This is a genomic window from Buttiauxella sp. AC142, from assembly GCF_979253435.1.
Map to the genome: position 1 here is coordinate 2,532,755 of NZ_CEEDCH010000001.1, position 20,883 is coordinate 2,553,637.

The 20,883-nt window shown below is 50.3% G+C and carries 27 protein-coding genes and 1 pseudogene; 7 read left to right on the forward strand and 21 right to left on the reverse strand.

All coding sequences use genetic code 11. From position 1 onward, the window contains the following. Positions 1-12: 12 nt before the first annotated feature. A complete protein-coding gene (gene nudB / locus AC0IWZ_RS11680) occupies positions 13-462 on the reverse strand; it encodes a dihydroneopterin triphosphate diphosphatase (RefSeq protein ID WP_034496013.1) in 450 nt (149 codons plus the stop codon). Further along, entirely contained in the window at positions 463-2,235 is a 1,773-nt protein-coding gene (gene aspS / locus AC0IWZ_RS11685; protein WP_471677274.1) for an aspartate--tRNA ligase, read from the reverse strand. Between the two features lie 248 nt (positions 2,236-2,483). Here aspS and AC0IWZ_RS11690 point away from each other — a divergent pair, with 248 nt between their 5' ends. The 6 genes and pseudogenes from AC0IWZ_RS11690 (at position 2,484) to AC0IWZ_RS11715 (ending at position 6,326) form a co-directional block, all read left to right on the forward strand. After that, positions 2,484-3,050, forward strand: a complete 567-nt coding sequence (locus AC0IWZ_RS11690) for a hydrolase (protein WP_471677273.1) — start codon at positions 2,484-2,486, stop codon at positions 3,048-3,050. Continuing rightward, positions 3,047-3,142, forward strand: a pseudogene (locus tag AC0IWZ_RS11695) (hypothetical protein); the annotation flags it as partial. The gene AC0IWZ_RS11690 and the pseudogene AC0IWZ_RS11695, both read left to right, overlap by 4 nt. Positions 3,143-3,403: 261 nt before the next feature. Continuing rightward, the gene (locus AC0IWZ_RS11700) at positions 3,404-3,643 is read left to right on the forward strand and encodes a DinI-like family protein (RefSeq protein ID WP_471677272.1); all 240 of its coding nucleotides are present in this window, start codon (positions 3,404-3,406) and stop codon (positions 3,641-3,643) included. A gap of 369 nt (positions 3,644-4,012) precedes the next feature. Beyond that, positions 4,013-4,306 carry a hypothetical protein gene (locus AC0IWZ_RS11705; RefSeq protein ID WP_471677271.1) on the forward strand — a complete coding sequence of 98 codons (294 nt, stop codon included), beginning with the start codon at positions 4,013-4,015 and terminating at the stop codon, positions 4,304-4,306. Between the two features lie 2 nt (positions 4,307-4,308). Then, positions 4,309-4,881, forward strand: a complete 573-nt coding sequence (locus tag AC0IWZ_RS11710; protein ID WP_471677270.1) for a hypothetical protein — start codon at positions 4,309-4,311, stop codon at positions 4,879-4,881. Positions 4,882-5,735: 854 nt separating this feature from the next. Then, positions 5,736-6,326 (forward strand): serine acetyltransferase, encoded by a 591-nt coding sequence (locus tag AC0IWZ_RS11715; RefSeq protein WP_471677269.1) that lies wholly within the window; start codon positions 5,736-5,738, stop codon positions 6,324-6,326. 101 nt (positions 6,327-6,427) lie between these two features. On the opposite strand, the gene AC0IWZ_RS11720 is transcribed toward AC0IWZ_RS11715, so the two are convergent. Genes AC0IWZ_RS11720 through AC0IWZ_RS11730 form a run of 3 tightly spaced genes read right to left on the reverse strand, consistent with a single transcriptional unit; the run spans position 6,428 to position 8,940 of the window. Beyond that, complete coding sequence (locus tag AC0IWZ_RS11720; RefSeq protein WP_471677268.1) at positions 6,428-7,687, reverse strand: prophage tail fiber N-terminal domain-containing protein; 1,260 nt, start codon at positions 7,685-7,687, stop codon at positions 6,428-6,430. Then, positions 7,687-8,730, reverse strand: coding sequence for a late control protein (locus AC0IWZ_RS11725; protein WP_471677267.1), 1,044 nt, complete (start codon positions 8,728-8,730; stop codon positions 7,687-7,689). Before AC0IWZ_RS11725 ends, AC0IWZ_RS11720 begins: the two co-directional genes overlap by 1 nt. A 3-nt stretch (positions 8,731-8,733) precedes the next feature. Further along, positions 8,734-8,940, reverse strand: coding sequence for a tail protein X (locus AC0IWZ_RS11730; protein ID WP_471677266.1), 207 nt, complete (start codon positions 8,938-8,940; stop codon positions 8,734-8,736). A gap of 27 nt (positions 8,941-8,967) precedes the next feature. Between AC0IWZ_RS11730 and AC0IWZ_RS11735 the strand changes: the two genes are divergently transcribed. Then, on the forward strand, positions 8,968-9,294 hold the full coding sequence (locus tag AC0IWZ_RS11735) for a superinfection immunity protein (RefSeq protein ID WP_471677265.1): 327 nt from the start codon (positions 8,968-8,970) through the stop codon (positions 9,292-9,294). A 56-nt stretch (positions 9,295-9,350) separates the two neighbouring features. On the opposite strand, the gene AC0IWZ_RS11740 is transcribed toward AC0IWZ_RS11735, so the two are convergent. From AC0IWZ_RS11740 to AC0IWZ_RS11815, 16 genes are all read right to left on the reverse strand, one after another. Then, positions 9,351-11,039: a hypothetical protein gene (locus AC0IWZ_RS11740; RefSeq protein WP_471677264.1), complete on the reverse strand. Its 1,689-nt coding sequence runs from the start codon at positions 11,037-11,039 to the stop codon at positions 9,351-9,353. Between the two features lie 115 nt (positions 11,040-11,154). Next, on the reverse strand, positions 11,155-11,442 hold the full coding sequence (locus AC0IWZ_RS11745) for a phage tail assembly protein (RefSeq protein ID WP_471677263.1): 288 nt from the start codon (positions 11,440-11,442) through the stop codon (positions 11,155-11,157). A 72-nt stretch (positions 11,443-11,514) separates the two neighbouring features. After that, positions 11,515-12,027, reverse strand: coding sequence for a phage major tail tube protein (locus tag AC0IWZ_RS11750; protein WP_471677262.1), 513 nt, complete (start codon positions 12,025-12,027; stop codon positions 11,515-11,517). A gap of 12 nt (positions 12,028-12,039) precedes the next feature. Then, positions 12,040-13,542: a phage tail sheath family protein gene (locus AC0IWZ_RS11755; RefSeq protein ID WP_471677261.1), complete on the reverse strand. Its 1,503-nt coding sequence runs from the start codon at positions 13,540-13,542 to the stop codon at positions 12,040-12,042. Between the two features lie 42 nt (positions 13,543-13,584). Continuing rightward, on the reverse strand, positions 13,585-14,022 hold the full coding sequence (locus AC0IWZ_RS11760; protein ID WP_115628060.1) for a tail fiber assembly protein: 438 nt from the start codon (positions 14,020-14,022) through the stop codon (positions 13,585-13,587). Between the two features lie 4 nt (positions 14,023-14,026). Next, entirely contained in the window at positions 14,027-15,364 is a 1,338-nt protein-coding gene (locus AC0IWZ_RS11765) for a phage tail protein (RefSeq protein WP_471677260.1), read from the reverse strand. Next, the gene (locus tag AC0IWZ_RS11770) at positions 15,361-15,897 is read right to left on the reverse strand and encodes a phage tail protein I (protein WP_471677259.1); all 537 of its coding nucleotides are present in this window, start codon (positions 15,895-15,897) and stop codon (positions 15,361-15,363) included. Before AC0IWZ_RS11770 ends, AC0IWZ_RS11765 begins: the two co-directional genes overlap by 4 nt. Further along, on the reverse strand, positions 15,894-16,814 hold the full coding sequence (locus tag AC0IWZ_RS11775; RefSeq protein ID WP_471677258.1) for a baseplate assembly protein: 921 nt from the start codon (positions 16,812-16,814) through the stop codon (positions 15,894-15,896). Before AC0IWZ_RS11775 ends, AC0IWZ_RS11770 begins: the two co-directional genes overlap by 4 nt. Beyond that, positions 16,811-17,137, reverse strand: a complete 327-nt coding sequence (locus tag AC0IWZ_RS11780; RefSeq protein ID WP_471677257.1) for a GPW/gp25 family protein — start codon at positions 17,135-17,137, stop codon at positions 16,811-16,813. The genes AC0IWZ_RS11775 and AC0IWZ_RS11780 overlap by 4 nt, the downstream gene beginning before the upstream one ends. A gap of 41 nt (positions 17,138-17,178) precedes the next feature. After that, entirely contained in the window at positions 17,179-17,859 is a 681-nt protein-coding gene (locus AC0IWZ_RS11785; protein WP_471677256.1) for a phage baseplate assembly protein V, read from the reverse strand. Then, a complete protein-coding gene (locus AC0IWZ_RS11790) occupies positions 17,849-18,472 on the reverse strand; it encodes a phage tail protein (RefSeq protein ID WP_471677255.1) in 624 nt (207 codons plus the stop codon). Before AC0IWZ_RS11790 ends, AC0IWZ_RS11785 begins: the two co-directional genes overlap by 11 nt. Beyond that, positions 18,469-18,975, reverse strand: a complete 507-nt coding sequence (locus AC0IWZ_RS11795; RefSeq protein WP_115628053.1) for a phage major tail tube protein — start codon at positions 18,973-18,975, stop codon at positions 18,469-18,471. The genes AC0IWZ_RS11790 and AC0IWZ_RS11795 overlap by 4 nt, the downstream gene beginning before the upstream one ends. Beyond that, positions 18,975-19,541: a hypothetical protein gene (locus AC0IWZ_RS11800; RefSeq protein ID WP_115628052.1), complete on the reverse strand. Its 567-nt coding sequence runs from the start codon at positions 19,539-19,541 to the stop codon at positions 18,975-18,977. Before AC0IWZ_RS11800 ends, AC0IWZ_RS11795 begins: the two co-directional genes overlap by 1 nt. Beyond that, positions 19,538-20,173: a hypothetical protein gene (locus tag AC0IWZ_RS11805; protein WP_115628051.1), complete on the reverse strand. Its 636-nt coding sequence runs from the start codon at positions 20,171-20,173 to the stop codon at positions 19,538-19,540. The genes AC0IWZ_RS11800 and AC0IWZ_RS11805 overlap by 4 nt, the downstream gene beginning before the upstream one ends. Continuing rightward, on the reverse strand, positions 20,170-20,523 hold the full coding sequence (locus AC0IWZ_RS11810) for a head-tail joining protein (RefSeq protein WP_172588665.1): 354 nt from the start codon (positions 20,521-20,523) through the stop codon (positions 20,170-20,172). The genes AC0IWZ_RS11805 and AC0IWZ_RS11810 overlap by 4 nt, the downstream gene beginning before the upstream one ends. 1 nt (position 20,524) lies before the next feature. Next, positions 20,525-20,875, reverse strand: coding sequence for a DUF2190 family protein (locus AC0IWZ_RS11815; protein WP_115628049.1), 351 nt, complete (start codon positions 20,873-20,875; stop codon positions 20,525-20,527). Positions 20,876-20,883: the final 8 nt, after the last annotated feature.

The following is a 20,883-nucleotide window of genomic DNA, read 5'->3' on the forward strand; positions in this document are numbered from 1 at the left end:
TCTCCAAAATGGCTACCTGGCGGCAGCATTAATTACAAACTCTTCAATCGCCTGCCGGTTGCTCCACGACTTAGTCATAGCCGCCGCAGCTGGTGCGTCAGTCCATTCCCAGGCCAGATGTTCCGAAATGGTTATCTGGCGTTCGTTTGGCAGCGCAAGACAGAACCAATATTCTGTGTTGCGCGTAATGCCCGGTGCATAGCGATGACGCAAATGTGTAAAAATCTCGAATTCCACGCAGCGTTGGCAGTCATTCAAGGTCAGATGCTCTGACTCAACGTCGATATCGACCTCTTCCTTTACTTCACGCTGCGCGGCATACAGCGCGGTTTCACCCTCTTCTATGCTGCCGGTAACCGACTGCCAGAATTCAGGATCGTCGCGCCGCTGTAACATGAGCACCCGTCCGGTGTCTTGAGCATAAATGACCACTAACACCGAAACGGGAGGCTTAAAGGCCATTTATTCTTTCTCAGCCTTTTTAATCACTGCCACACCCAGTTCAGCCAGCGCTGTTGGGTTGGCGAAGCTTGGTGCTTCGGTCATCAGACACGCTGCTGCTGTAGTTTTAGGGAACGCGATAACATCACGGATGTTGTCGGTGCCGGTCAACAGCATAGTCAGACGATCCAGACCAAACGCCAGGCCCGCGTGTGGCGGTGTACCGTATTTCAGGGCGTCGAGCAGGAAGCCAAACTTCTCGCGCTGGTCTTCTTCCGTGATACCCAGAATGCCGAACACAGTCTGTTGCATCTGGCCGTTGTGAATACGCACGGAACCGCCGCCAACTTCGTAACCGTTGATAACCATATCGTAGGCGTTTGCCACAGCCGCTTCTGGATCTGCCGCCAATTCTTCCGGAGACATATCTTTCGGGGCGGTGAACGGGTGGTGCATTGCGGTCAGGCCGCCTTCGCCGTTGTCTTCAAACATAGGGAAGTCGATAACCCACAGTGGTGCCCATGCTTTTTCATCGGTGATGCTCAGATCTTTACCGATTTTCAGGCGTAACGCGCCAAGTGCATCTGCAACTACTTTTTTGTTGTCTGCGCCAAAGAAGATCATGTCGCCATCTTGCGCACCAGTACGCTCCAGAATAGCTTCAACGATTTCAGCATTCAGGAACTTAGCCACAGGGCTAGTGATACCTTCGATGCTTTTCGCACGCTCGTTCACTTTGATGTAAGCCAGCCCTTTCGCGCCGTAAATCTCAATGAACTTGCCGTAGTCGTCAATCTGTTTACGGCTTAACTGTGCGCCACCTGGCACTCGCAGCGCTGCAACGCGGCCTTTAGCATCATTTGCCGGGCCCGCGAAGACTTTAAACTCAACGTCTTTGAGCAGGTCAGCAACGTCCACCAGCTCCATTGGGTTACGCAAATCTGGTTTGTCTGAACCGTAACGACGCTCCGCTTCTGCGAAAGTCATGATTGGGAAATCGCCCAGATCGACGTTTTTCACATCCAGCCACAGATCGCGCACCAGTTTTTCCATCACTTCACGCACTTGTGGCGCGGTCATGAAGGAAGTTTCGACGTCGATTTGAGTAAATTCAGGCTGACGGTCAGCACGTAAGTCTTCATCGCGGAAGCACTTAACAATCTGATAGTAACGGTCAAAACCGGACATCATCAGCAGCTGTTTGAACAGCTGAGGGGATTGCGGCAACGCGTAGAATTTGCCTTTATGCACACGGCTCGGCACCAGATAGTCACGCGCACCTTCCGGCGTGGCTTTGGTCAGCATTGGGGTTTCGATATCCAGGAAACCGTGGTCATCCATAAAGCGGCGCACGAAGCTGGTGATTTTCGCACGGGTCTTCAGGCGGTTCGCCATTTCAGGGCGACGCAGATCCAGATAACGGAATTTCAAACGCGCTTCTTCAGTGTTGACGTGGTTAGAGTCCAGCGGCAGCGCTTCGGAACGGTTGATGATGGTCAAATCGGTGGCGAAGACTTCTACCGCACCCGTTGCCATATCTTTATTGATGTTTTTTTCATCACGCGGGCGAACGGTACCGGTGATTTGGATGCAGAACTCATTACGCAGTTCGGAAGCAAGCTGGAACGCATCCTGACGATCCGGGTCGAAAAACACCTGCACGATGCCTTCGCGATCGCGCATATCAATAAAGATAAGGCTACCGAGGTCACGACGACGATTGACCCAACCACACAGTGTTACTTGTTGTCCCACATGGGATTGATTGAGCTGCCCGCAATATACTGTACGCATGAGATATCCCTTAAATTAGCCGCTCACTGTCCAATACCTGCAACGGTGGCCACTATATTTGTCTGTCATCTATTGATAAAAAAGGGGGTTATTATACTGGAAATAATGGCCCAAGATAAGGACTGACGCGTTTCAATGCGCCTCGTTTAGCTTATTCTCACAAAAATTAACAAAATTTGTAAACTATCGCGCTCCTGTTCCGTCGTAAGGTATTACGCGATAACCTTATTTTGACCCGGAGTCACCTCATGTTAGAACTGAATACTTCCAAAACCGCACTCGTCGTTATTGATTTGCAGGAAGGCATCCTGCCATTTGCGGGCGGTCCGCACAGTGCACAGGACGTGGTGGCTCGTTCAGCCAAACTGGCAGAGAAATTCCGCGCAAATGGTGCGCCGGTGATTATGGTACGCGTGGGCTGGTCTAAAGATTTTGCCGAAGCGCTCAAGCAGCCGGTTGATGCGCAGGCTGGCGCGCATGCGCTGCCTGACAACTGGTGGGTTTATCCGCAGGCTTTAGGTAAAAAAGACAGTGATATTGAAGTGACTAAACGCCAGTGGGGCGCGTTTTACGGCACCGACCTGGAACTCCAACTGCGCCGCCGTGGTATCGACACCATCGTGCTATGTGGGATTTCGACTAACATCGGTGTGGAGTCCACCGCGCGTAACGCGTGGGAACTGGGCTTTAACCTGGTCATTGCCGAAGATGCGTGCAGTGCCGCAAGTAGCGAACAACACCAGGGCAGCATGATGAATATCTTCCCGCGTATTGGTCGCGTTCGTAGCACCGAAGAGGTCATTGCAGCCCTGTGATCTACGTTGGCCTTCCACAATGGTCGCATCCAAAATGGGTGCGATTAGGCATAACTTCTCTTGAAGATTACGCTCGCCATTTTAATTGCGTGACGCGGGAATTTTAAAAATCACTAAAGAACGCCCAAGAGCATGTGTATTCTTTAGCTTAATCAGTAGGTTAAATAAATGCATATATGAAATCCGGTAAAGTTCATATGTGCAGCAATGCCCCATCCATGCCCCAAAACAGTTTTTTTTGCCCCACCCATGCCCCAAAATCCCTTCTGAAACAATGCACGTCCAACCGTTGACACTGTATAAAAAAACAGTATAAATACTGTCTATAATCACAGTAATTATTGGAGGCTGTTATGTTCGTTGAACTCGTTTATGACAAACGCAATGTGGAAGGTTTACCGGGTGCTAAAGACATCATACTTGCCGAACTGACAAAGCGTGTGCATGGGATTTTCCCTGCTGCTGATGTTCGAGTTAAACCGATGCAAGCTAATGCCGTTAACAGCGACTGCACGAAGACTGAGAAAGAAAAGATAAATCGTTTGGTCGAGGAAATGTTTGAAGAGGCCGAATTCTGGCTCGTTAGCGAGTAGCGTCTATGGACAACATGATCATTGGCGGGGTGAGGATTTACTTCCCCCGCCCAGGTGAAAAGCTTCCGGTTCCATCGGCTGATATGCGTACCTTTGCCATTAAAGGAACTACTGGAGATCGCTGTTGTGTAATTGGTTTCTGGGATGGGAAATGGCGAGTTCTTTCGCTACCTGAGTACGAAAGCCTGGGTAAAGCCATCATGGCAACAGTGAGGGAGGGAAAGCGTAATTGGCGATGAGGAGGCAGTAAGTAAGATACCCCTGATAAATAACCAGGTTATGTCACGTATCAATGTGCTTTAAGATGAAGCGATGTGTGATGGAATCTGACTCTATCTATTTGAATAATAATTTAAATCAGGTGTATAAATGACTGCTATCCTTAAAGGCAAAGACCATATCGACAGTTTTGCTGACGTTTTCGTGACCACTGCAATCAAAGTTGGGGAGAATGAATATTGTAAAATTACTTTTTGCCGCCATATTATTGATAACACCAGCGTTCCCGATGAGCTTAACCCCGAAGCGGGCATGAATTTTTACCTTGAAGCAACTCAAAGTGTTACTTTGCCTATGTCTATGGCTAAAAATATGGCTCAAGCCATCCTGAATGCCCCTCCAGCGGAGCCAACTACATTCAAGCCATTTGAACGTAAGATATAACGATGGATAAGTCTTCTCATTCTCGATCTAGCATGGGGGGTTATGATGGAAATCCAAAGACGATTATCATGCCTGCTTATCGTGAGACGGCAATAGTAACGAAAATCCCGGCTGCTTACAGTACCGAAACAAAAGTCGAATATGTTAGAACCAACGGTCCAGTAGATAGTCAAAAAGATGAACAACCTAAGCACAGTGAGGCAAATGTCATGTCAGTTTCCAGAGAGGAATTAGACGCAAAACTTGCACAAAACAAAGCTGAGGTTGGTGCCGTTGCGACTGAAATGCGCAGGGAGATGTCAGAGTGGCGAGCTCAGCAGACTGAAATAATGATGAAGCTTCAATCTGAAGTTAGTGCCATTAATGTCAAACTGGATGAAAGATTTGAAGCTCAGAAACGATCATCATCTCTAATTCAGTGGCTAGTTGGCATTATTCTGGCGTTTGTTGCATTAATACCTGTGTTTCAAAGCATGTTTGATAACAGCAGAAAAAGTGATTCAAATGCACCAATTGTCATTCAAGTCCCTCAGCAACAAACCCAAGCACCTCTGACTCCTCAGACTAAACAATAAACCCGGCCATCGAGCCGGGTTTCCTCTCGAAGCTACCATATTCTTAATAGTCCCCATCTGATTGCCGAACGCTGCGTTAACCCTATAGAATATCCACAGTTATCTCTGGCATGAACACCGGGTTAACCAGCCACAGCCCGCTCTTGCATACGGCGGTGCTGTGGCGCAACTCAAATTATTCCTTTACCTTGCCCCGAGTCATTAGTTCTTCAAACCTCATACCCTCAAGTAACTCGTGTACAAGTTTATCCTTCTCCGCAACGCCCATACCTAATGAATATGAGTAACGATGCGCACTTAGCTCATTCTTCGGTAAGTCATTTGTCTGGATATACTCCAGGAACCCTCGTCGACGCTCGTTTTTTTTCATGGTCTGCCGAGCGACCTCCGCAGGGTCACGCCGTTTTCTAGGGCTCATTATCTTCACTCACGATAGTTAAGGAGTTGAGGTTATAACAACACAGACATTAATCCCCGTAAGGATCTTGTGCTACCAGCGCAACAAAATCCCCAGACTGTCACAACAACTATCGAGCCGTCACATGGGCGTCTTGCTGTAGTCAACGGCCAGAAATGCACCGCTCATTATACCTGTTTGCCAATGGGTGCCAGACGACCGCACAAGGTACGTGGCACTCGGCACTCGGCACTCGGCACTCGGCACTCGGCACTCGGCACTCGGCACTCGGCACTCGGCACTCGGCACTGAAATGTATTAGCGTCAAGACTGGCACGTTATTCTTTACGTGCTTTTGGAGTCACGGCAATAAGCGTAAACATGTCGTATATCAATACTCTAACAATCTTCAACTATAAAATACGGCGCAAAATTGTTAAGTTTTCCAGAGGATTACATGCTTTACTTACATTCATTATTGTTTGTTTTTTTCGGAAAAAATGAAAAACTTTGGTACTACTGGCAGATGGAAATAATAAGACGACCTTATTTTTCCGTCGTTCGACTTTTGCGGGAGAAAAAATTACGCCATAGAAACTTCCTTTTCTGGTGGCGACTTGCAAATGAAATGTACATAAACGGTAATAAATTACAAAGAAAAGCGGCAGAGAAACTAAATAATAAACTTTTAGAAAGGTTTGGGTGTGAAATTGGTCTTGGCGCCAATATAGGAAAAGGGCTTATGATCCCACACCATTCTGGAATTGTAATTCACAGCCTGGTGGATATCGGAGAAAACTTCGTTATCAGACAGAATACCGTCATAGGTCAAATAGATACAGACAGCAAATCTTTGCGCATATCGATTGGTAACAATGTGGACATTGGTGCGAACACATGCATTATAGGATTGTCAGTTAAGATTGGTGACAATGTAAAAATTGGGGCCATGTCATTTATAAAATCTAACATTCCATCAAACTGCACCTATATAACAGACAAACCCTCCAGAATAATCATCAAAGAAAATATCTCAGACAATATTTGATTTAAATATCTGATGCAGAGCCCTCGAACTACAACTCTGCATCAGAAAACATAAACCCCATTTATTTCCCAAACACTCTGCAGGTGTTACTCATGACTATTCTATGCCGCAGGATCAGAACAAGCCGCGACCTCTCCGTAATATCCCGCTACAGCATTAGCATAAATCTCACGCCCCCATGTAGTGCTGTCATTCGGACTGGCCGTAAATGGACACCAGGTGTCATTTTGTTGTACCTCGCAATCAATCGTCGAATTATTTGCGGAACTGTAGCGACAATTTCTCGCTATCGCATTGCTCGATGCTGAGCGCATATGACGCAATTGGACATTATCAATTCGAGTCCATAAAGTTGCGCCAAACCCGTTAGGGGCATAACCCGCGCAGGCCCAAGTCCCGCTTAAATCTTTAAACTCAGGCGAAATTTTAGCCCAACTGGTCACTCCAGATGGATCTTGTAACAGGCAACAGACATTAATTTCAGACCCGCTGACCGTCTCCCCTATATGTTTATAAACCCCCCCGCTTCCCCCGGTAACGCTTAATGATGCAATTACGGTGCTCCCTGGATCTCCCGGTAATGGGATGAATTGAGGAGGGGGATTATCGGACGTATACGCACCCAGAGAGATATTCCCCACTGAGTCTGGTTTCAGACTATCAACCGATTTGACCTCGCCCGTAGCATCCTTCCCGCTCACGCCTTGTGGTATCCCAAATGTGAGGGTCTGATTAGGCGAGTTACCCATTATCTCAACTGTGGCCGCACTGCCTGCCGGAAGCGTATTCACTGTGCCAATTTCTAATATATTGGCCGGTCCGACATCCCCTTTTTCGACATAAATCTCCCACGGCGCGTCGGGCGGCGGCGTTCCCAGAGAATCGGATAGCGCCTTGTATTCGCTTCCATCCTGATACACGACATCATTTTTCTTGTAAGCGGTCGCTGAATCATAGGGCCCCAGAAAATTCAGCACATAACTCGCTGCCCGATCTGCCGCCTCGACCGCGGCTTTCGCTGCTGCCACCGATGCCAGCAATATCGCCTGCATCTCAGCCAAGACAAGCGGTGTCACATCATCAGGGTTAAATGCCGCCAGGTATTGATTCAGGGAAGCATCCGGGCTATCGGCGTAAACCTGAATGACTCCGAGATAGTCGGGGGTTCCTTTTATTTTGGCGGTGACTGCGTATACACCAGGTAGTACAACCATCGAATAACTACCGTCTGCAGATGTAACGGCAGCGGCGTTCGTCCCGGTGAAAGTTACTGAGGTTGTCGTTCTGGCAGTCAGTTGAATAACCACATTAGTCAGTGGCTGACCGAATGGATCATTAAAAATTCCTGATATCGTCGCCATCACTCGAGCTCCAGCTTAAATGTAAAACCCTGCTCAGCCAGGGTCATGTCTAGCTTACTGATATGCCACTCCTGGTCCTCTACTGAACCGAACCCAGATGTTTCTATCAGGCATTGCGCCGTTAGCCCCATTAATTCGGGCGCAGCGGGTAGGCTTAAACTCATCCCCTTTAGCTTCTTTTTGCTTTTTGTCGTCGTACTACCTGCAACTTCCTGCGCTGAAGCAAGAGATGGCATCGGAAACTCGTTATGTGTGACCGGCTCTCCGCTCCCGACCGTAATAGTCTTTATCTTCCCACCGTCGGTAACATCAACATATGAGATAACATTGGTCCCACTGTTGGCGCTCGATGCGTCAGGATGATCGCTATTGTTGTGATAGCTTGCTGTCGAAACCATGTCTGGCGTGATGACCAGCTTCTGCAGTTCGTTTCCGTTGACTGTTGTCGTCCCTTCGCGGGGCGTCAAAATCCAGTAATCATGGGAAACTTTACTCACCGCACTATATCGGTCCGCCAGCCGTGTCAGCAGGTTCATGTCGGATTCACCTAACTGATCAACATGGGGGATCTGAATGCTGGCCAGACTCGCAGGAACTCGCGGCGTGAGACCGTGTTCGGTTGCGACTTTGTTTACCAGGTCTCCGAGAGTTACACCCGAGAACGAGCGCGTTTTTTGCGACTGCAGCGTACTATGGCCCCTCTCGTTACTTTTCGAAAATGCTCGAGCGGTAACTTCAATAATTCGCGGAGACGAGGTTGAGAACCCGGACGTCGTAGAGTCGACTATATACGTCCCCTTGTCTGTCAGTTCCTGCCCAAACCCCAGCCCGATTGATATTTTCACGCCCTTCGCTGGCAGTTTCATATCCGGAGAGACAACGGCAAACGAAATCTGATCGCTCTTCTTCTCACTGCCACCATAGTCGGTCAGGGTGAGATTTATGAGGTTAGCTCTTACAATTTCCGTTATATCTTCCCCTTCAACCGTGAGGGAAAAATTCGGTTGCCACGGCATTGAGCCAGATTTGATATATTGAGTCATGAATCATTCCCACAATGAATATTCTTGTTTTTTCTCATCCGGTTTGATGACGGGAAGGTCAATTTCAGTTCCTGCTGAAAAGACTTCGCTTGTCGTGAGGTCGTAGTTCGCTGGCTCGTAAAGTGCCTGTTCAACAGCGTTATTCACAAACCCATATTTTTTGAAACAAATCACGTCGAGTTTTTCGCCATTTTTGGTTGTATATTTCACGTTTTTACTACCTCGTAAGGATAGAAAATGACAGGCGCTGATATCGTGGCTGGTGTAATAGCTTGCTATATTTGGTTATTCGCAAACCCAATATTAAGTTTGGTTTTATATTTCCTGCCTATTGTCATTGCGGCATGCAGAAAACATAAAAAAATTGCAGCAATAAGTATTTTTAGCATTCTATTTGGTTGGGTGTTTTTCATTTGGATAGTATTTGTTTTATGGGCAGCATTAGGGGAACGAAAATCAAAAACAACTTCAACACCAAATACAGACAATGAAAATAAAGAAACATTAATCACGCAGAAACCTGAAAATAAAACCAAAAACCGCGCCATTCATATTTACAAATAAAATATTGCCGCTAAATTTACGGCGGCAACAATAAGTTTAATTTATTTCTCTCATTATCACCCTGGCATATCAAACGTCGGAGAAAACGTCGGCGTATTGCCAATCAGAGTTTTAAACTCGTCATGCAGTGACTGAGCCTGCTCTTCAGGTGTTCCCGCAGCTATCGTTACATTGAAATTGAACTGATTGCTGTTTGTCTGGCTTACTTTGTTTGTTGATGATTCCGCGCCTGGTACGACGGGGATTTGGCCACCGAACGTACTGTCGTCAAATCCGACATAATCTGGAACATAAGCCTGGCTACGAGCGGCTCTCCATTCCTTTTCACCCTCATTAGCAACGTTAATTGATTCCTGGTAACCCAAAGTATTAACGCCTTGTTTTTCCATTTCCATCTGAATAGCTTTCTGCCTGGCTTCCTGAGCTGTATCCATATCAGCTACGCCACGATCATCAGGCAAAAGCCATTTTAGCTTAGCTGCAACAGCGAATATCTCATCAGCGACCATTTCCACGCCAGCTCCGAACTTAACAACACCATCCCAGAGCCGCTGCGGCCCTGTCTTATTGTTTCCATCAGGTTTCAGCCAATCAGTAACCGCATCAGTGATTTTCGGCTGCATCCCCTTCATCCAGTCTGCGAGTTCTAGCGCAGCTTTATCTACAGTCGGAGCCAGCTGGCCGGTTATTTTCCCGATAGTATCTTCCATACCTGAAACAGCCACGCCCCAGAGATTACCGACAGCCGTGTTCGCTTTCATCGCGCCGTCTGCGCCTTCCTGCGTGAGCAAATTATAGCGCTGTGCGTTAGCCATCGCCTGCTCGAACGACTTGCCGGTCGAGTGGATATAGGTGAGAAACTTATTCGCCTCGCCGCCCATAAGCTGATCTGCGAGCGATGCCGCTGCGCCAGTGTCTTTCATCCGGGACAGCCTGGACATAACTTCGTTAAACGCATCCTCGCGGCTTTTGCCATTCAGAGAGCTTTTAGTTAAACCGAGCTGTCCGAGCATAGGGTTCAGCATTTTCTCGTTCCCCTGCTCTTTGAGTTTATTCACAAACTCTTCAGCCAGGTCGCCCCCGTTCTCCGCATTCAGACCTGCCTGTCTGGCGATTATCCCCATGCCCTGAAACTGCTTGATGCTCATCCCATACGATTTAGCCAAACCCGCACTCTCTGCCGTCTCAGAATTAAGCGCAATAGGGCTGGCAATTGCAGCCGCCGCCCCACCCAATAAACCCGCTCCAGCCCATCGGGTCGCGGTCATCATACTGCGACCAATGCCCCCGGCCCCTTTGCCTAATCCATGCCCAATAGATGACATACCAGAACGGAAGCGAGCGCCACGCTCTGCCCGCTTCTGCTCTTTGGCCTGCTCTTTGCTGAGTTGCTCCATTTCATCAGTTGCGCGCTTGATGGCCACACCCACTTTTTTATAATCCTCAACGAGCGCAGCTGTCCCACCCTTGCCGCTTTTGGTGCTTTCCCTAATCTCTTTTTCGAGTGCCTCCTGCTTTTTCAGCAAGGCGGACGTCGCCTGCTCCATCGTTTTCATCTTGCTGGCTGTACTGGCAGAACCAGACTGCAGGTCACGCATCCACTTTGTCTGGATGCCCATCGTTTTCAGGGATACGCTGCCAATATCTTCGATGCCACCCGTCAGCCGATTCAGCGTTTTACCGACGGAACCATCGACAGTCGCCCCAAAATTAACCGAGGCGTTAAACTGCTGCGTCTTAGCCATCAGGCCTTACTCCTTTTCAGCGCCATCTCGCGATAACGCTTATAGACGCTGAGCGGCAATTCCAGCTGCTCACTCAGCGTAACGTGACAATATTTCGTTATGTAAGGCTGGTCGTTCAGGAACTCTGACTCTCGCGTTCTTCGGGCGGGAGCAAAAAACGATTCACCGCATCCGTTAACTGTTCGTAGTCATACGCCGGGAGGTTGTGAATATCACTGGCATTCAGACCACATAACGTTGCAATCATGGTCGATTCTTTCACCAGTGGACCGCCCGCCGTTTTTTCGTAAGTGAGCTTATCGACGACACGCGGTTCACGCATGGTCAGTTCGGTGACTTCTTCGCCGTTGAGTTTGAATGGACGAGACAGGGTGATGACAGTGGTATTTGCCGGGTAATTCATGGTGCTAATCCTTATATAGAAAAATAGCGCCTGCACGGCGCTATGAAGTGTTTTTAGAGAGAAGTGACGTAATTACATCAACATGGCGTCTTTCTCGTCCTGGAGAGTGTTTGTGCCGTTGACAGAGCGGATCATGTTTTGCGGGTCAATCTCGTAAATTTCTTTACCGTCGACCGTCAATTTGTAGTAACTCAGGTTCATCGTCACCGAAAGCCCGACGCCCTCTTTACTGTCAGTACCGCTTTCATCCGGGGTGATAGTGCCAATCAGCCCTTCCATCTCATCGATAAAGGTATGCAACCCGCCGTTACCATCACGATAAGTCCGGCGTGCCTGGACTCGCGTCGTCCTGCCAGGCATAAAGCCAAACAGCCCGAGAACATCGATATCAGCATCGGTTTTAAATTCACAGGTCATCGGCTCCAGACCGTTATCGACCGGGATGGCCATATCCATCCAGGTCGTTTTTTTATTGCCGATGGTCGCTGTGATTGCAGGCGCAGTGAAAGCGTTCAGGCCCGCGATTCGGACGCTGTCCTGCGTCCATAACGCGGATTTACTGTATACGTAGGTTAAATCAGACATGTCGTCTCCCTATCAGGCAGCGGTGCTAAGCCCCAACGCCTGGACGGTGTAAGTGTTATCGATGGAATACGTGATAATGATTTCTTCAGCTGGCGATTTAGGTCCGAACGCAACGTTCACATACACTTTCCCGGCTGCAAGCGTCTCTGCGGTGTTCATATCAGGGTCAAGCCAGGATCGCCCGCCGTTAATAACACCTGAAGCGGTTAACTGGCGTAGATAGCTGTTAATAGAGCCGAGAAGCGACGTCGAAAAGGCTTTATCTATTGGGCGGTCGACATAATTTTTCGTGACCATAATCTGAATAGAGTCTTCAATCGCGTCTGCTGTGCGGCGAACGGCTTCAAAGCGCCACTGCGGGTCACTGGAGCAGAGCCTGTTTCCCCAGTGGCGGTAAGAGTCCAGCATGATGATCGTGCTGACGTTGGCCTGATTGAGCTGGTTAGCGACACACGTCTCATCGCCAATGACGAACGAATCGACCTGCTCAAGCCCGGAGAAGCCGTAAACCTCTTTATTCGATTTTGACCACCAGTAGCCGAAGTCATTATCGATGCGCATGCGATGACCTGCTGCAGCGGCTGAGTAAGGGCGAGCATTGATTTTTCCGATGACATCATCCGTCACCATGATACGCGGTCGGAGAATTTCGACCCGCGCCCCGTACATCTGCGCACGTCGTGCAGCATCTTCGCCGGTGGCCATACCCGGCATATCGAGATAAGTGATTGCCCGGAGCTGGTTCGCGGTACTTTCCAGCGCTTTACCGACGCCGTCATCAGTGCTCCATTCCGGCGCGATAAGAATACGCGGTTGATAATTCAACGTACCCTGCGCGAGCGCCATCGCCTCGATACCCTGGATAATATTGGCGCGCTGCTGCTCTTCTTCGTCGTCCTCATCAACACGGATAACAATAACCAGTGCGCCAATCTGCGCGAGGATATCAACCATATCAGCGTAAAGCGTCCCGCTGTAACCGAGCTGCTTCGCCTTGCTCCGGCTCCCGGAAATAATCGCAGGCTTATAGAGCGGAAATGGCTCATCGGCACCGCTGGCCAGCTTCGTCGCACCGAACGGGTCGACAACACCCGCGCCGGTGATACCGGGATACAGCGCCGCTGTAATGCCCGAGTCAGCAACAGCCTCGACGGCTGTCATGACATCAGAAGCCGTGGCGGTGATCTTCCCTGTCTCATCCGTACCCAGAGTGATTGTTAGAAGCTCGCCGGCATAGACTGCGGAAGTGACTGCAGCGACAGGGTTTTCCGGGTCAGTGGTATCAGGTACGCCGGATACAGCCATAACCTGCAGCTGATTTCCGTCTGCCCCAACCTCAGCCGCAGTATAGACCAGCGCATTATCGAGAATCGTACTGCCGACTGTCACTGTCGCCGCCGTACCTGTCAGCGCATCAGGTGCCGTTCCGACAAGACCGATGACGCTCATATTTACCGTCGTGATAGCCTTCGTCTGATTGTCCGTTTCTTGTGTGCGGACGCCATGAAGATCCATAAGTTACTCCCATAAAAAAGCCCGCTCATTTGGCGGGCTGTATCAGCTGATAAAATTCGGTAAGGGTGGCCATTCAATTTCAGGCGGTTTTGTTGTATCAATCCGACTCAATAAAACACGATATTTTTTCCATTCAGCAAGAGCCTTTAATTCCGATTCTGTCGCTATGATTAAATCTGCGGCGTCCTGAAGCGGCGCAATCATGTTATTGGCTGATTTCATGAGTGTGGATTTTTTTGACTCTGCCATAAAAGCAGCTTCTTCCGGCGTTGGGACCGGGGCGTCTACCCATGAGGGCATCCCGTCTTCTCCGGCCTCGCGGATTTTTCCGGGGGGTGAGACTTTGGCGGCATATTCGATATAAATTTCATCGGCAACTTCTTTTCCGTCGGTTGGCCATGTTCCGCTTAACTTGTAGGCGCGACTTAATTTCACAGGGTAAAACGCATTCTGTGACGGAGAGTAAATGTATTTAGACATGCTTTTAATATCCTGTTGCTACCCAAAATAAGCTGAATGGCTGGTTTGCAGTCAATGTCGCCGCGGTGTTTGAATATGCTGAGCAACCTGTCTCCATCGTTCCCGCCACACCATTTGTAAATGCAGTGACTTGAATGCCTACGCACACTGAAGGAAATGCAATGGGAAAATTTATGGGCTGGCTTGCGGAGACGGATGTTGTCATCCCCCATTGTGTTATGACACCTGTCGATGAATCTTTAAACCATCCATTGGTAGCATTCCCCGACGCGTTTTTAAGTTGATATTTCCCGTCTGATTCTTCTTTGGTATATGAACCCACCGCACTTGCAGAAATGGTGATGTCCACTGTGCCATCAAATGGCACGCCGTTTATATTTCGGGCAGTTGCCAGTTTTGTTGCGGCTGCTGCTGTGCCGTCAACAGGCAGCGCACCAGTATCGGCGGCTGTGGGCTTGTTACCTGTGGTGTAAAAACTGTGCCAAACATTCCATGTATCGTTATCCCCATTCTTAGCCCGGAATTTTATCAATCCCGGTGTTGAATAGCTGGCGGCTAACTGTGTGTTATAAGTTCCGTCTAGCCCTCCAAAATCCAACACTGACGCTTCAAAATCAGGTGAATTGGTTGCAGATGAATAAACAAAACTTACTGAGTTTGCAGGAAGGTTGTTTGCGTCAGTCGTATCACCTCCCGCATCCCCTGAAGCACGAAATGACCGCACAGCAATAGCGCTACCATTAACCAAGACTCGCCCTGGCGTTACATCGTCCTTTGATGTTTGCGCGTCAAGAGTTGCTGCTGAACCCAAATCAATATTATCCCGCGCCGCCTGCTGAGCTGCTGCACCTGCTGCCGCTATTTCTGACAGGTTATTGCCGATTTGCAGATAAATCGTGTCGGCCTGTTCCCGCGTCAGATAATCGTCGCCGTCGAACTGGAGCGTCACGACTGACGTATCACTGACCTGCAGGTAATAATCCGTGTCCATTTTCACTGCGTACCCACTGGACGGTAGCGGCTTCTCCTGTGCCGGGAAATTACAGAGACTGAACAATGTTCCGTCATCCGTATACAACCCGAACCCCTGGACGGTGTACCCCCCGGAGTCCTTCGGGATAACCAGCTGCGCTTTAATCGTATTGCCGGTCGCTGAAAGGCTGCTGATATCGCCCCTGTAAACCTCATTAACCAGGACCGTCTGTGCCGGGTCAGGCGTAATGACGGCACCATTTCCGTCATCGACCCCAAACTGAGACAGAGCAACCGGCGCACCTCCCGCTGTCGCTGCGGCCATCAGCGCTTGTCCGGCATCCGTCAAAATCACATAAAAATCGCTCATTCACTCGTCCCTATTTCTGCCTTTAGCGTAGCCACAACCGCGCCGCCCACGTAGCAGACGCCGGTAATGTCGTTTGGCCCGATATCGATGGAAGACAGCAAGCTCCGACAGTTTTTTGTATCGATGATCTGGCTGTAAATTTTGTCGATAATGTCTTTCGTTATGCTGTTGCCGATGACTTCGACACGGAAGGTGTAAGGGTCAGCCTGCGGGGTTTCGTTGAACCACTCGATAACATTGATGCTGTAACCCACTGACGCAAGGGATTGTTTAACTGCTCCCAGTGTCCCGCGCGTTTTGTTCACTGCAGCGGCGTTTTTGATGTTGCTGCGCTTCTGCTCTTCGGTCCACTGGTTGTCCCACCACGTAACACCGAACTCCCATGCCAGCCAGGGCAGAACATCGGGCGGGCAGGCATCCGGGTTTTTCACGTCACGGACATCGAAAAGTACGTCGCCGACATGGCTATGCACCATCTCCTGTGCGAGCTCATCCTGAGTGGCATTGGGTGGGAGCAGGCTCTGAAATGTCATGGAGCCTCCCTGAGCCCTGGCAGATCCGTTCCGAGGGTGATTCCGGTGCAATAACTCGCCTCACCCTTCCCGACCGCTATCGTTGCTGTTGGGTCGCTCAGCACGACGTCCGTCACGCCAGGCTGCTTCAGCGCCCGGTAAACACCGGCTAACGACATTGGAACACCGATGCGGTGAACGCTATCCGCATAACGCTGCATCGCTTCCTGTGCTGCCTGAGTAACCGTCGTAGCATCCGGCCCCGCCCCAATGACAAGCGTCGCTGTAACAGCGTAATCTTTGAGGGTTGCCGCTTTAACCTCGACGTAATCCGTCAAAGGGCGCGTAAAATCAGCGCTTAATACCCCGTTTACCGTATCGAGTAGCGCCTGTGATGGCATGCCGCTGCCGTCGCTGCTGAGGATGTAAACCTCAACGTGACCAGGTAAAACAGAACTATCATCATTCGGCCCGTAGGCTTTTGCATCGAGGACTGTTCCGTCAGCTGACAGCGAAAAATACTCGTAAGCCTGTGTCGAACCGGCTGTATTGCGTGCATACCAGCTGAGGCGAATACGCAGACGAAAAGCATCGTCACCCTCCATCACAGCCGGCGTCGGCGGGATTGTTGTATCATCCTCTGGCGTAATGGTCAGACGGTAGACATCAAAGTTCGCGGCCAGTTGGTCGAGGTCTGCACCTTTGGCATATGCCAGCATGACAGCCCAGACCCCGGAGTTCGTCCGGGCAACGTTCACCATCTCTCGATAACAAACAATTTCCAGCAGTTTTATCGCCGGGTCACTTTCCAGCAGAGCGTTAAACGTCGGATCTAATCCCTGCAGTTCTGCCAGCCGCTGCGCCTTCAGGTCTTTAAACGCGGGCGTTTCGATAACAGCCGGTGGCGGTAGCTGACTCAGGTCGATAACTTCACTCATATCTCTATATCCTCAAGCAGCAGTCCCTGCCCGGATTCAATATCCGTCGCCGCAATTGTTACCGATATTTTCCCCGCGCTCACCTCCACCGCATTGATTGAATCAACACGAATACGCGGTTCCCATCTGGCCAGCGCGACGGCGGTTGCCATAATGACCCGGATGTCGGTTGAACGGTCGGAGGTGTAATCAACAAGATTCGGGAGATTGCTCCCGTATTCCGGCAGCATCCGGCGTGAAAGCAGCGGCGTACTGAGGATATCGGTCACTGATTGCCGAATATGGTCTGTGCTGCTGAGCGGTTTTCCGCTCGTTCTGCTCATTCCCTGCATAATTCCCCCAATAAAAAACCCGCCGGAGCGGGTCAGTTCATTTTCTGGTTTGGTGGGCTTGTCGTGCCTCCACCGTCGCCATTTTCTGGATGTTCGTGTTCGTTGAAGGTTTCGCGGATTTGCTGCACCGAGCCAGACGCGCCGCCTTTGTCCTTGATATCACCACCCGCGATAATGTCGCCGTCGACGTCCGACTTTCCATCGACCTTAGAATTACCATCGACCTTCGAATCACCAGTGACTGTAAAGTTGCCGTCGACCGTCGTATCGCCCTGCAGCAGTATGCCACCCGCGGCTACGACCGTTACTTTTCCGCCATCGGGGAGCGTTACTGTCGCCTGATGTGCGCTGCTGTCATACATCACCGTTGCGCCATCACTATATTTAGTAACGTGTTGGTTTGGATTGTCTGACGGCGGCGTCTGGTCGTCAGTCAGCAGGCCGGAGAATACTATCCCGCCGGTAGTCTCTCCCCCCACGCTCAGCACCAGCGCGGGCGCGCCCACGGCAGGCATACTCCAGTCCTGTCTTTCGCTATCTGCATGCGCGAACCAGAGCAGCCAGTCTGTTTTATGCTCGTCCCCGCTTAATGGGTCGGTGCCGAACGAAACACGGCAGCGCGGCGGCGTTGCCTGCACACTGTGAATGGTTCCACGCCTCAGCATCTGAGAGACGCGGCGGGATAAGTCCGCGAGGGTATAATCAGCCGACACCGTGTTCCTCCAGGAAGTCGTTCATCTGTTTCATGGCGTCCTGCATCTTGCTCTCTTTGCTCGTAAAGCCGAGCGAGGAAAACTCAGGAACGGCATCACTTTCGTTAAGGCGAGGGCCATAAAACTGCATGGAAAGACTGATTGTCTGGTGTTTAGCGTGACTGTTCGGTTTGAACTCATCAATCGTCTGATCCAGACCCGTGAGGACCCAAAAGCCCATCACTTTTCCCGCGCCAGTAACGAGCATGCAGGGCGCTTTCAAGTCGCCCTGCAGCCGAAGATGCTCGACAGGGTCGACAGTCACGTCCTGCAGCAATCCGTAACGCTGCAAGCCGCGAGTCAACAAAGAAGAGTTAACGAGCTCAGAATAGAGCTCACAATCGAATTTAATGGTCGGCGATTTTTTGCCGGTGTACTGGAGCTTCTCTCGCTTGCCGAACCGCCCTTGCGCCACCCAGTTCCAGGAGTCCTGAACCGTCAGTTTGCTGTAAGCCAGCGTGCTCAGCTGGAAAATGAAGTCACCCCACATCATGAGCGGCGGGAGCTGATCGAGATAATTCTCCGTCTGCTCGCGAATATTCGCGCCTATCAGCGCCAGCGGATCAATATTCATAAGATGAGGCTCATAAAGTTGGCTGGTATGCCCAGGACATTTATCCCGCAAACCTTGCGCAGACCGAGGATCGGGTTAATTTCCAGCAGGGGAATAATCCCGTTTGCCGAGATTTTGTAGTAGTTGACCGATAGCGTCATCGTATGGCCAACATCGATTTTATTGTCGTTTCCATGCTCGTCGGCGTGGATGGTATCGATAAACCCTTCGATTTCTTCTTCCAGATAATCGACACCTTCAATCCCACGGTAGGCACGACGAACGGTCAGACGTGCAGTCACGCCGGGGATGATGCCCAAAAACAGAAACGACGCGGCAGTCGGACCCTGAACTTTATAAGACGCCGTCATCGCCTTCGTCCCCCGGTCGATGGGGATGGGTGCATTCATTCCGCCAGCTTTGAACCAGGCCCGCTCGATAGATATTTCGGGCGGGGAATACGTCACTGAATCGGCAATTTCGAAGCTGTTCATAAACAGCCGGCAACCACGATAAACAGCCATTAACTCTCCTCCGATTTTGCAACGAGGATATAGTCGTCGGCGTGTTCTGGTCCCACATCAGGGAAGATCCCCAGCCAGAACTCTTTCAGCACAGGTGCGTCAGGCTCCTCAAACGGGTCGGCACCCACAGGCAACCTCTGGGTGAAAGTGACACCCCAGATGGCATGCTCCGGCGCCGATTCACCTTTTTCCCACACCATGGGTTCAGCAGATACCAGAGCAGCAGGCGCGCTCCCGTTACCGAACTGACGACCATGGATCCAGTCGGACATCTTTAGAGCTGCGTTGCGGACCTGTGTTTCAGTTACGCCACGCTCTTCCTCATCCTGTCCACCCGCTGACACAAAACTACGAAGAATATAAAGATTGCAGGTAAGCTCGAGCGTGACATTGCCCCCTATCTCACTGCCAGAACGCTCCCAGCCGGACACATCAAAGAAGACTGCCGGAGTGGGAAAACCGTCTGGCAATTCCGGATAAATGCCTGTCGTTTTGGCCCAGGGAATTTTTTTGAGCTCTGCAAATACAGCATCCTGATACTCATCCAGCCAGAAAATGCCATTCATGCCCGTTTTCCTTTACTATTCAGATGAACATTCCCCGCCACGCGCCCATTAATATCTTTGGTAAAATAGTCCAGCAACATCTCGCCGGCTTGCGGAAAAATATCCCCGCCTATAGCACCAACCATCGGGTCGTAAACTGGCTCCCGCGCCTCTGTCAAAAATCCATTTGCCTGGCGAATATAAATCGACCTCTTGCCCTTCACGGTGGCGACAAACGAGTTGGGGAAAGAAGATGGTGAAAGTGATGAGGACTTAGGGATAAACGTCGCCCCACGCGCACCCTTTGATTTTACAAAACGACCTTTTTCGTCACGACGGCGTTTAACTTTACGAGGATTACGCATTGAACCCTTCAGGGTACTTACGGGCATGTCGTTCAGGCCAAACCAGATTTTGCCACCACCCGGCTTATCCCGTGACACCTTTGAAACAAAAGCCCGCACGCGACGTTGCGTTATCTGCTTTCCTTTTGCGCCCACGGTGTTGATCATCAGCGCGGTGGATGCTTTATATAACCGGGCCGTAGTTTGTTTCAGCGCCTTATGGTAAGCAGCAATAAACTGTGACTCTGTTGCCCCAACCGCTGCCTGCACCGCGCGCAGCTGAGCAATATCGATAGTGAATCCACTCACAGGCGACTCCCGGGTCTATCAAAAGAGGATTTTTGATACTTTGAAAGGAATACGCGCGTGATCCCGGTACCGTCCGGTTGTGGCTCTTTCGCATACCAGAGGCTGCCCGATATCAACAAAGCATCGTTTTTTTTCAGACCGATGATGTCTCTGTCATGCGCGGTGAAAGAGGGATCGCTACCCATAATTTTCCCGCCGTCCGGTATGTCCGTTCGGGCGAAATCATTATCAAAAATCGCCTCTATCTGCACTTCCCGTGGCTCACCCGGCCAGAGGGTTACTCCACCCTCAATATTGAAGGTGGAGATCAGGACATCATCCGCCGAAGCCATCAGCGAATTAAAATCCATATCAGTATTCCAGACGAACCCGGCACTCAGTATCGGCAGGATTGATTGAAACCCAGGCAATACCCGCAACCGGGTACGGATCACCACCAGCACCATCATCAGATGCGTTTGTTACCAGACCTGATGCGGGAATTAGGTACAGCTTCTCGCCACGATCCCATGTATCTGCACCGTTTTTCGGTAGCACCCAGACGCCACACATGTGCAGGACGCCGTCCGATCCATCAGGAATATCGTCGTGCGCCACCCCCGTCACCGCCCCCACGGGAACCGGATCGCCCGATTTATAATTCGTGCCGGTACTGTTGGACCAGTCCATTGTCTTGCCGTCTTCGTAATAGTTTTTAGCCATGATTGTTC

Excerpts from the sequence above, each read along its gene's own strand:
- nudB (WP_034496013.1), bottom strand. The coding sequence starts at position 462 with ATGGCCTTTAAGCCTCCCGTTTCGGTGTTAGTGGTCATTTATGCTCAA.
- aspS (WP_471677274.1), bottom strand. The coding sequence starts at position 2,235 with ATGCGTACAGTATATTGCGGGCAGCTCAATCAATCCCATGTGGGACAA.
- AC0IWZ_RS11690 (WP_471677273.1), top strand. The coding sequence starts at position 2,484 with ATGTTAGAACTGAATACTTCCAAAACCGCACTCGTCGTTATTGATTTG.
- AC0IWZ_RS11700 (WP_471677272.1), top strand. The coding sequence starts at position 3,404 with ATGTTCGTTGAACTCGTTTATGACAAACGCAATGTGGAAGGTTTACCG.
- AC0IWZ_RS11705 (WP_471677271.1), top strand. The coding sequence starts at position 4,013 with ATGACTGCTATCCTTAAAGGCAAAGACCATATCGACAGTTTTGCTGAC.
- AC0IWZ_RS11710 (WP_471677270.1), top strand. The coding sequence starts at position 4,309 with ATGGATAAGTCTTCTCATTCTCGATCTAGCATGGGGGGTTATGATGGA.
- AC0IWZ_RS11715 (WP_471677269.1), top strand. The coding sequence starts at position 5,736 with ATGCTTTACTTACATTCATTATTGTTTGTTTTTTTCGGAAAAAATGAA.
- AC0IWZ_RS11720 (WP_471677268.1), bottom strand. The coding sequence starts at position 7,687 with ATGGCGACGATATCAGGAATTTTTAATGATCCATTCGGTCAGCCACTG.
- AC0IWZ_RS11725 (WP_471677267.1), bottom strand. The coding sequence starts at position 8,730 with ATGACTCAATATATCAAATCTGGCTCAATGCCGTGGCAACCGAATTTT.
- AC0IWZ_RS11735 (WP_471677265.1), top strand. The coding sequence starts at position 8,968 with ATGACAGGCGCTGATATCGTGGCTGGTGTAATAGCTTGCTATATTTGG.
- AC0IWZ_RS11740 (WP_471677264.1), bottom strand. The coding sequence starts at position 11,039 with ATGGCTAAGACGCAGCAGTTTAACGCCTCGGTTAATTTTGGGGCGACT.
- AC0IWZ_RS11745 (WP_471677263.1), bottom strand. The coding sequence starts at position 11,442 with ATGAATTACCCGGCAAATACCACTGTCATCACCCTGTCTCGTCCATTC.
- AC0IWZ_RS11750 (WP_471677262.1), bottom strand. The coding sequence starts at position 12,027 with ATGTCTGATTTAACCTACGTATACAGTAAATCCGCGTTATGGACGCAG.
- AC0IWZ_RS11755 (WP_471677261.1), bottom strand. The coding sequence starts at position 13,542 with ATGGATCTTCATGGCGTCCGCACACAAGAAACGGACAATCAGACGAAG.
- AC0IWZ_RS11760 (WP_115628060.1), bottom strand. The coding sequence starts at position 14,022 with ATGTCTAAATACATTTACTCTCCGTCACAGAATGCGTTTTACCCTGTG.
- AC0IWZ_RS11765 (WP_471677260.1), bottom strand. The coding sequence starts at position 15,364 with ATGAGCGATTTTTATGTGATTTTGACGGATGCCGGACAAGCGCTGATG.
- AC0IWZ_RS11770 (WP_471677259.1), bottom strand. The coding sequence starts at position 15,897 with ATGACATTTCAGAGCCTGCTCCCACCCAATGCCACTCAGGATGAGCTC.
- AC0IWZ_RS11775 (WP_471677258.1), bottom strand. The coding sequence starts at position 16,814 with ATGAGTGAAGTTATCGACCTGAGTCAGCTACCGCCACCGGCTGTTATC.
- AC0IWZ_RS11780 (WP_471677257.1), bottom strand. The coding sequence starts at position 17,137 with ATGAGCAGAACGAGCGGAAAACCGCTCAGCAGCACAGACCATATTCGG.
- AC0IWZ_RS11790 (WP_471677255.1), bottom strand. The coding sequence starts at position 18,472 with ATGAATATTGATCCGCTGGCGCTGATAGGCGCGAATATTCGCGAGCAG.
- AC0IWZ_RS11795 (WP_115628053.1), bottom strand. The coding sequence starts at position 18,975 with ATGGCTGTTTATCGTGGTTGCCGGCTGTTTATGAACAGCTTCGAAATT.
- AC0IWZ_RS11800 (WP_115628052.1), bottom strand. The coding sequence starts at position 19,541 with ATGAATGGCATTTTCTGGCTGGATGAGTATCAGGATGCTGTATTTGCA.
- AC0IWZ_RS11810 (WP_172588665.1), bottom strand. The coding sequence starts at position 20,523 with ATGGATTTTAATTCGCTGATGGCTTCGGCGGATGATGTCCTGATCTCC.
- AC0IWZ_RS11815 (WP_115628049.1), bottom strand. The coding sequence starts at position 20,875 with ATGGCTAAAAACTATTACGAAGACGGCAAGACAATGGACTGGTCCAAC.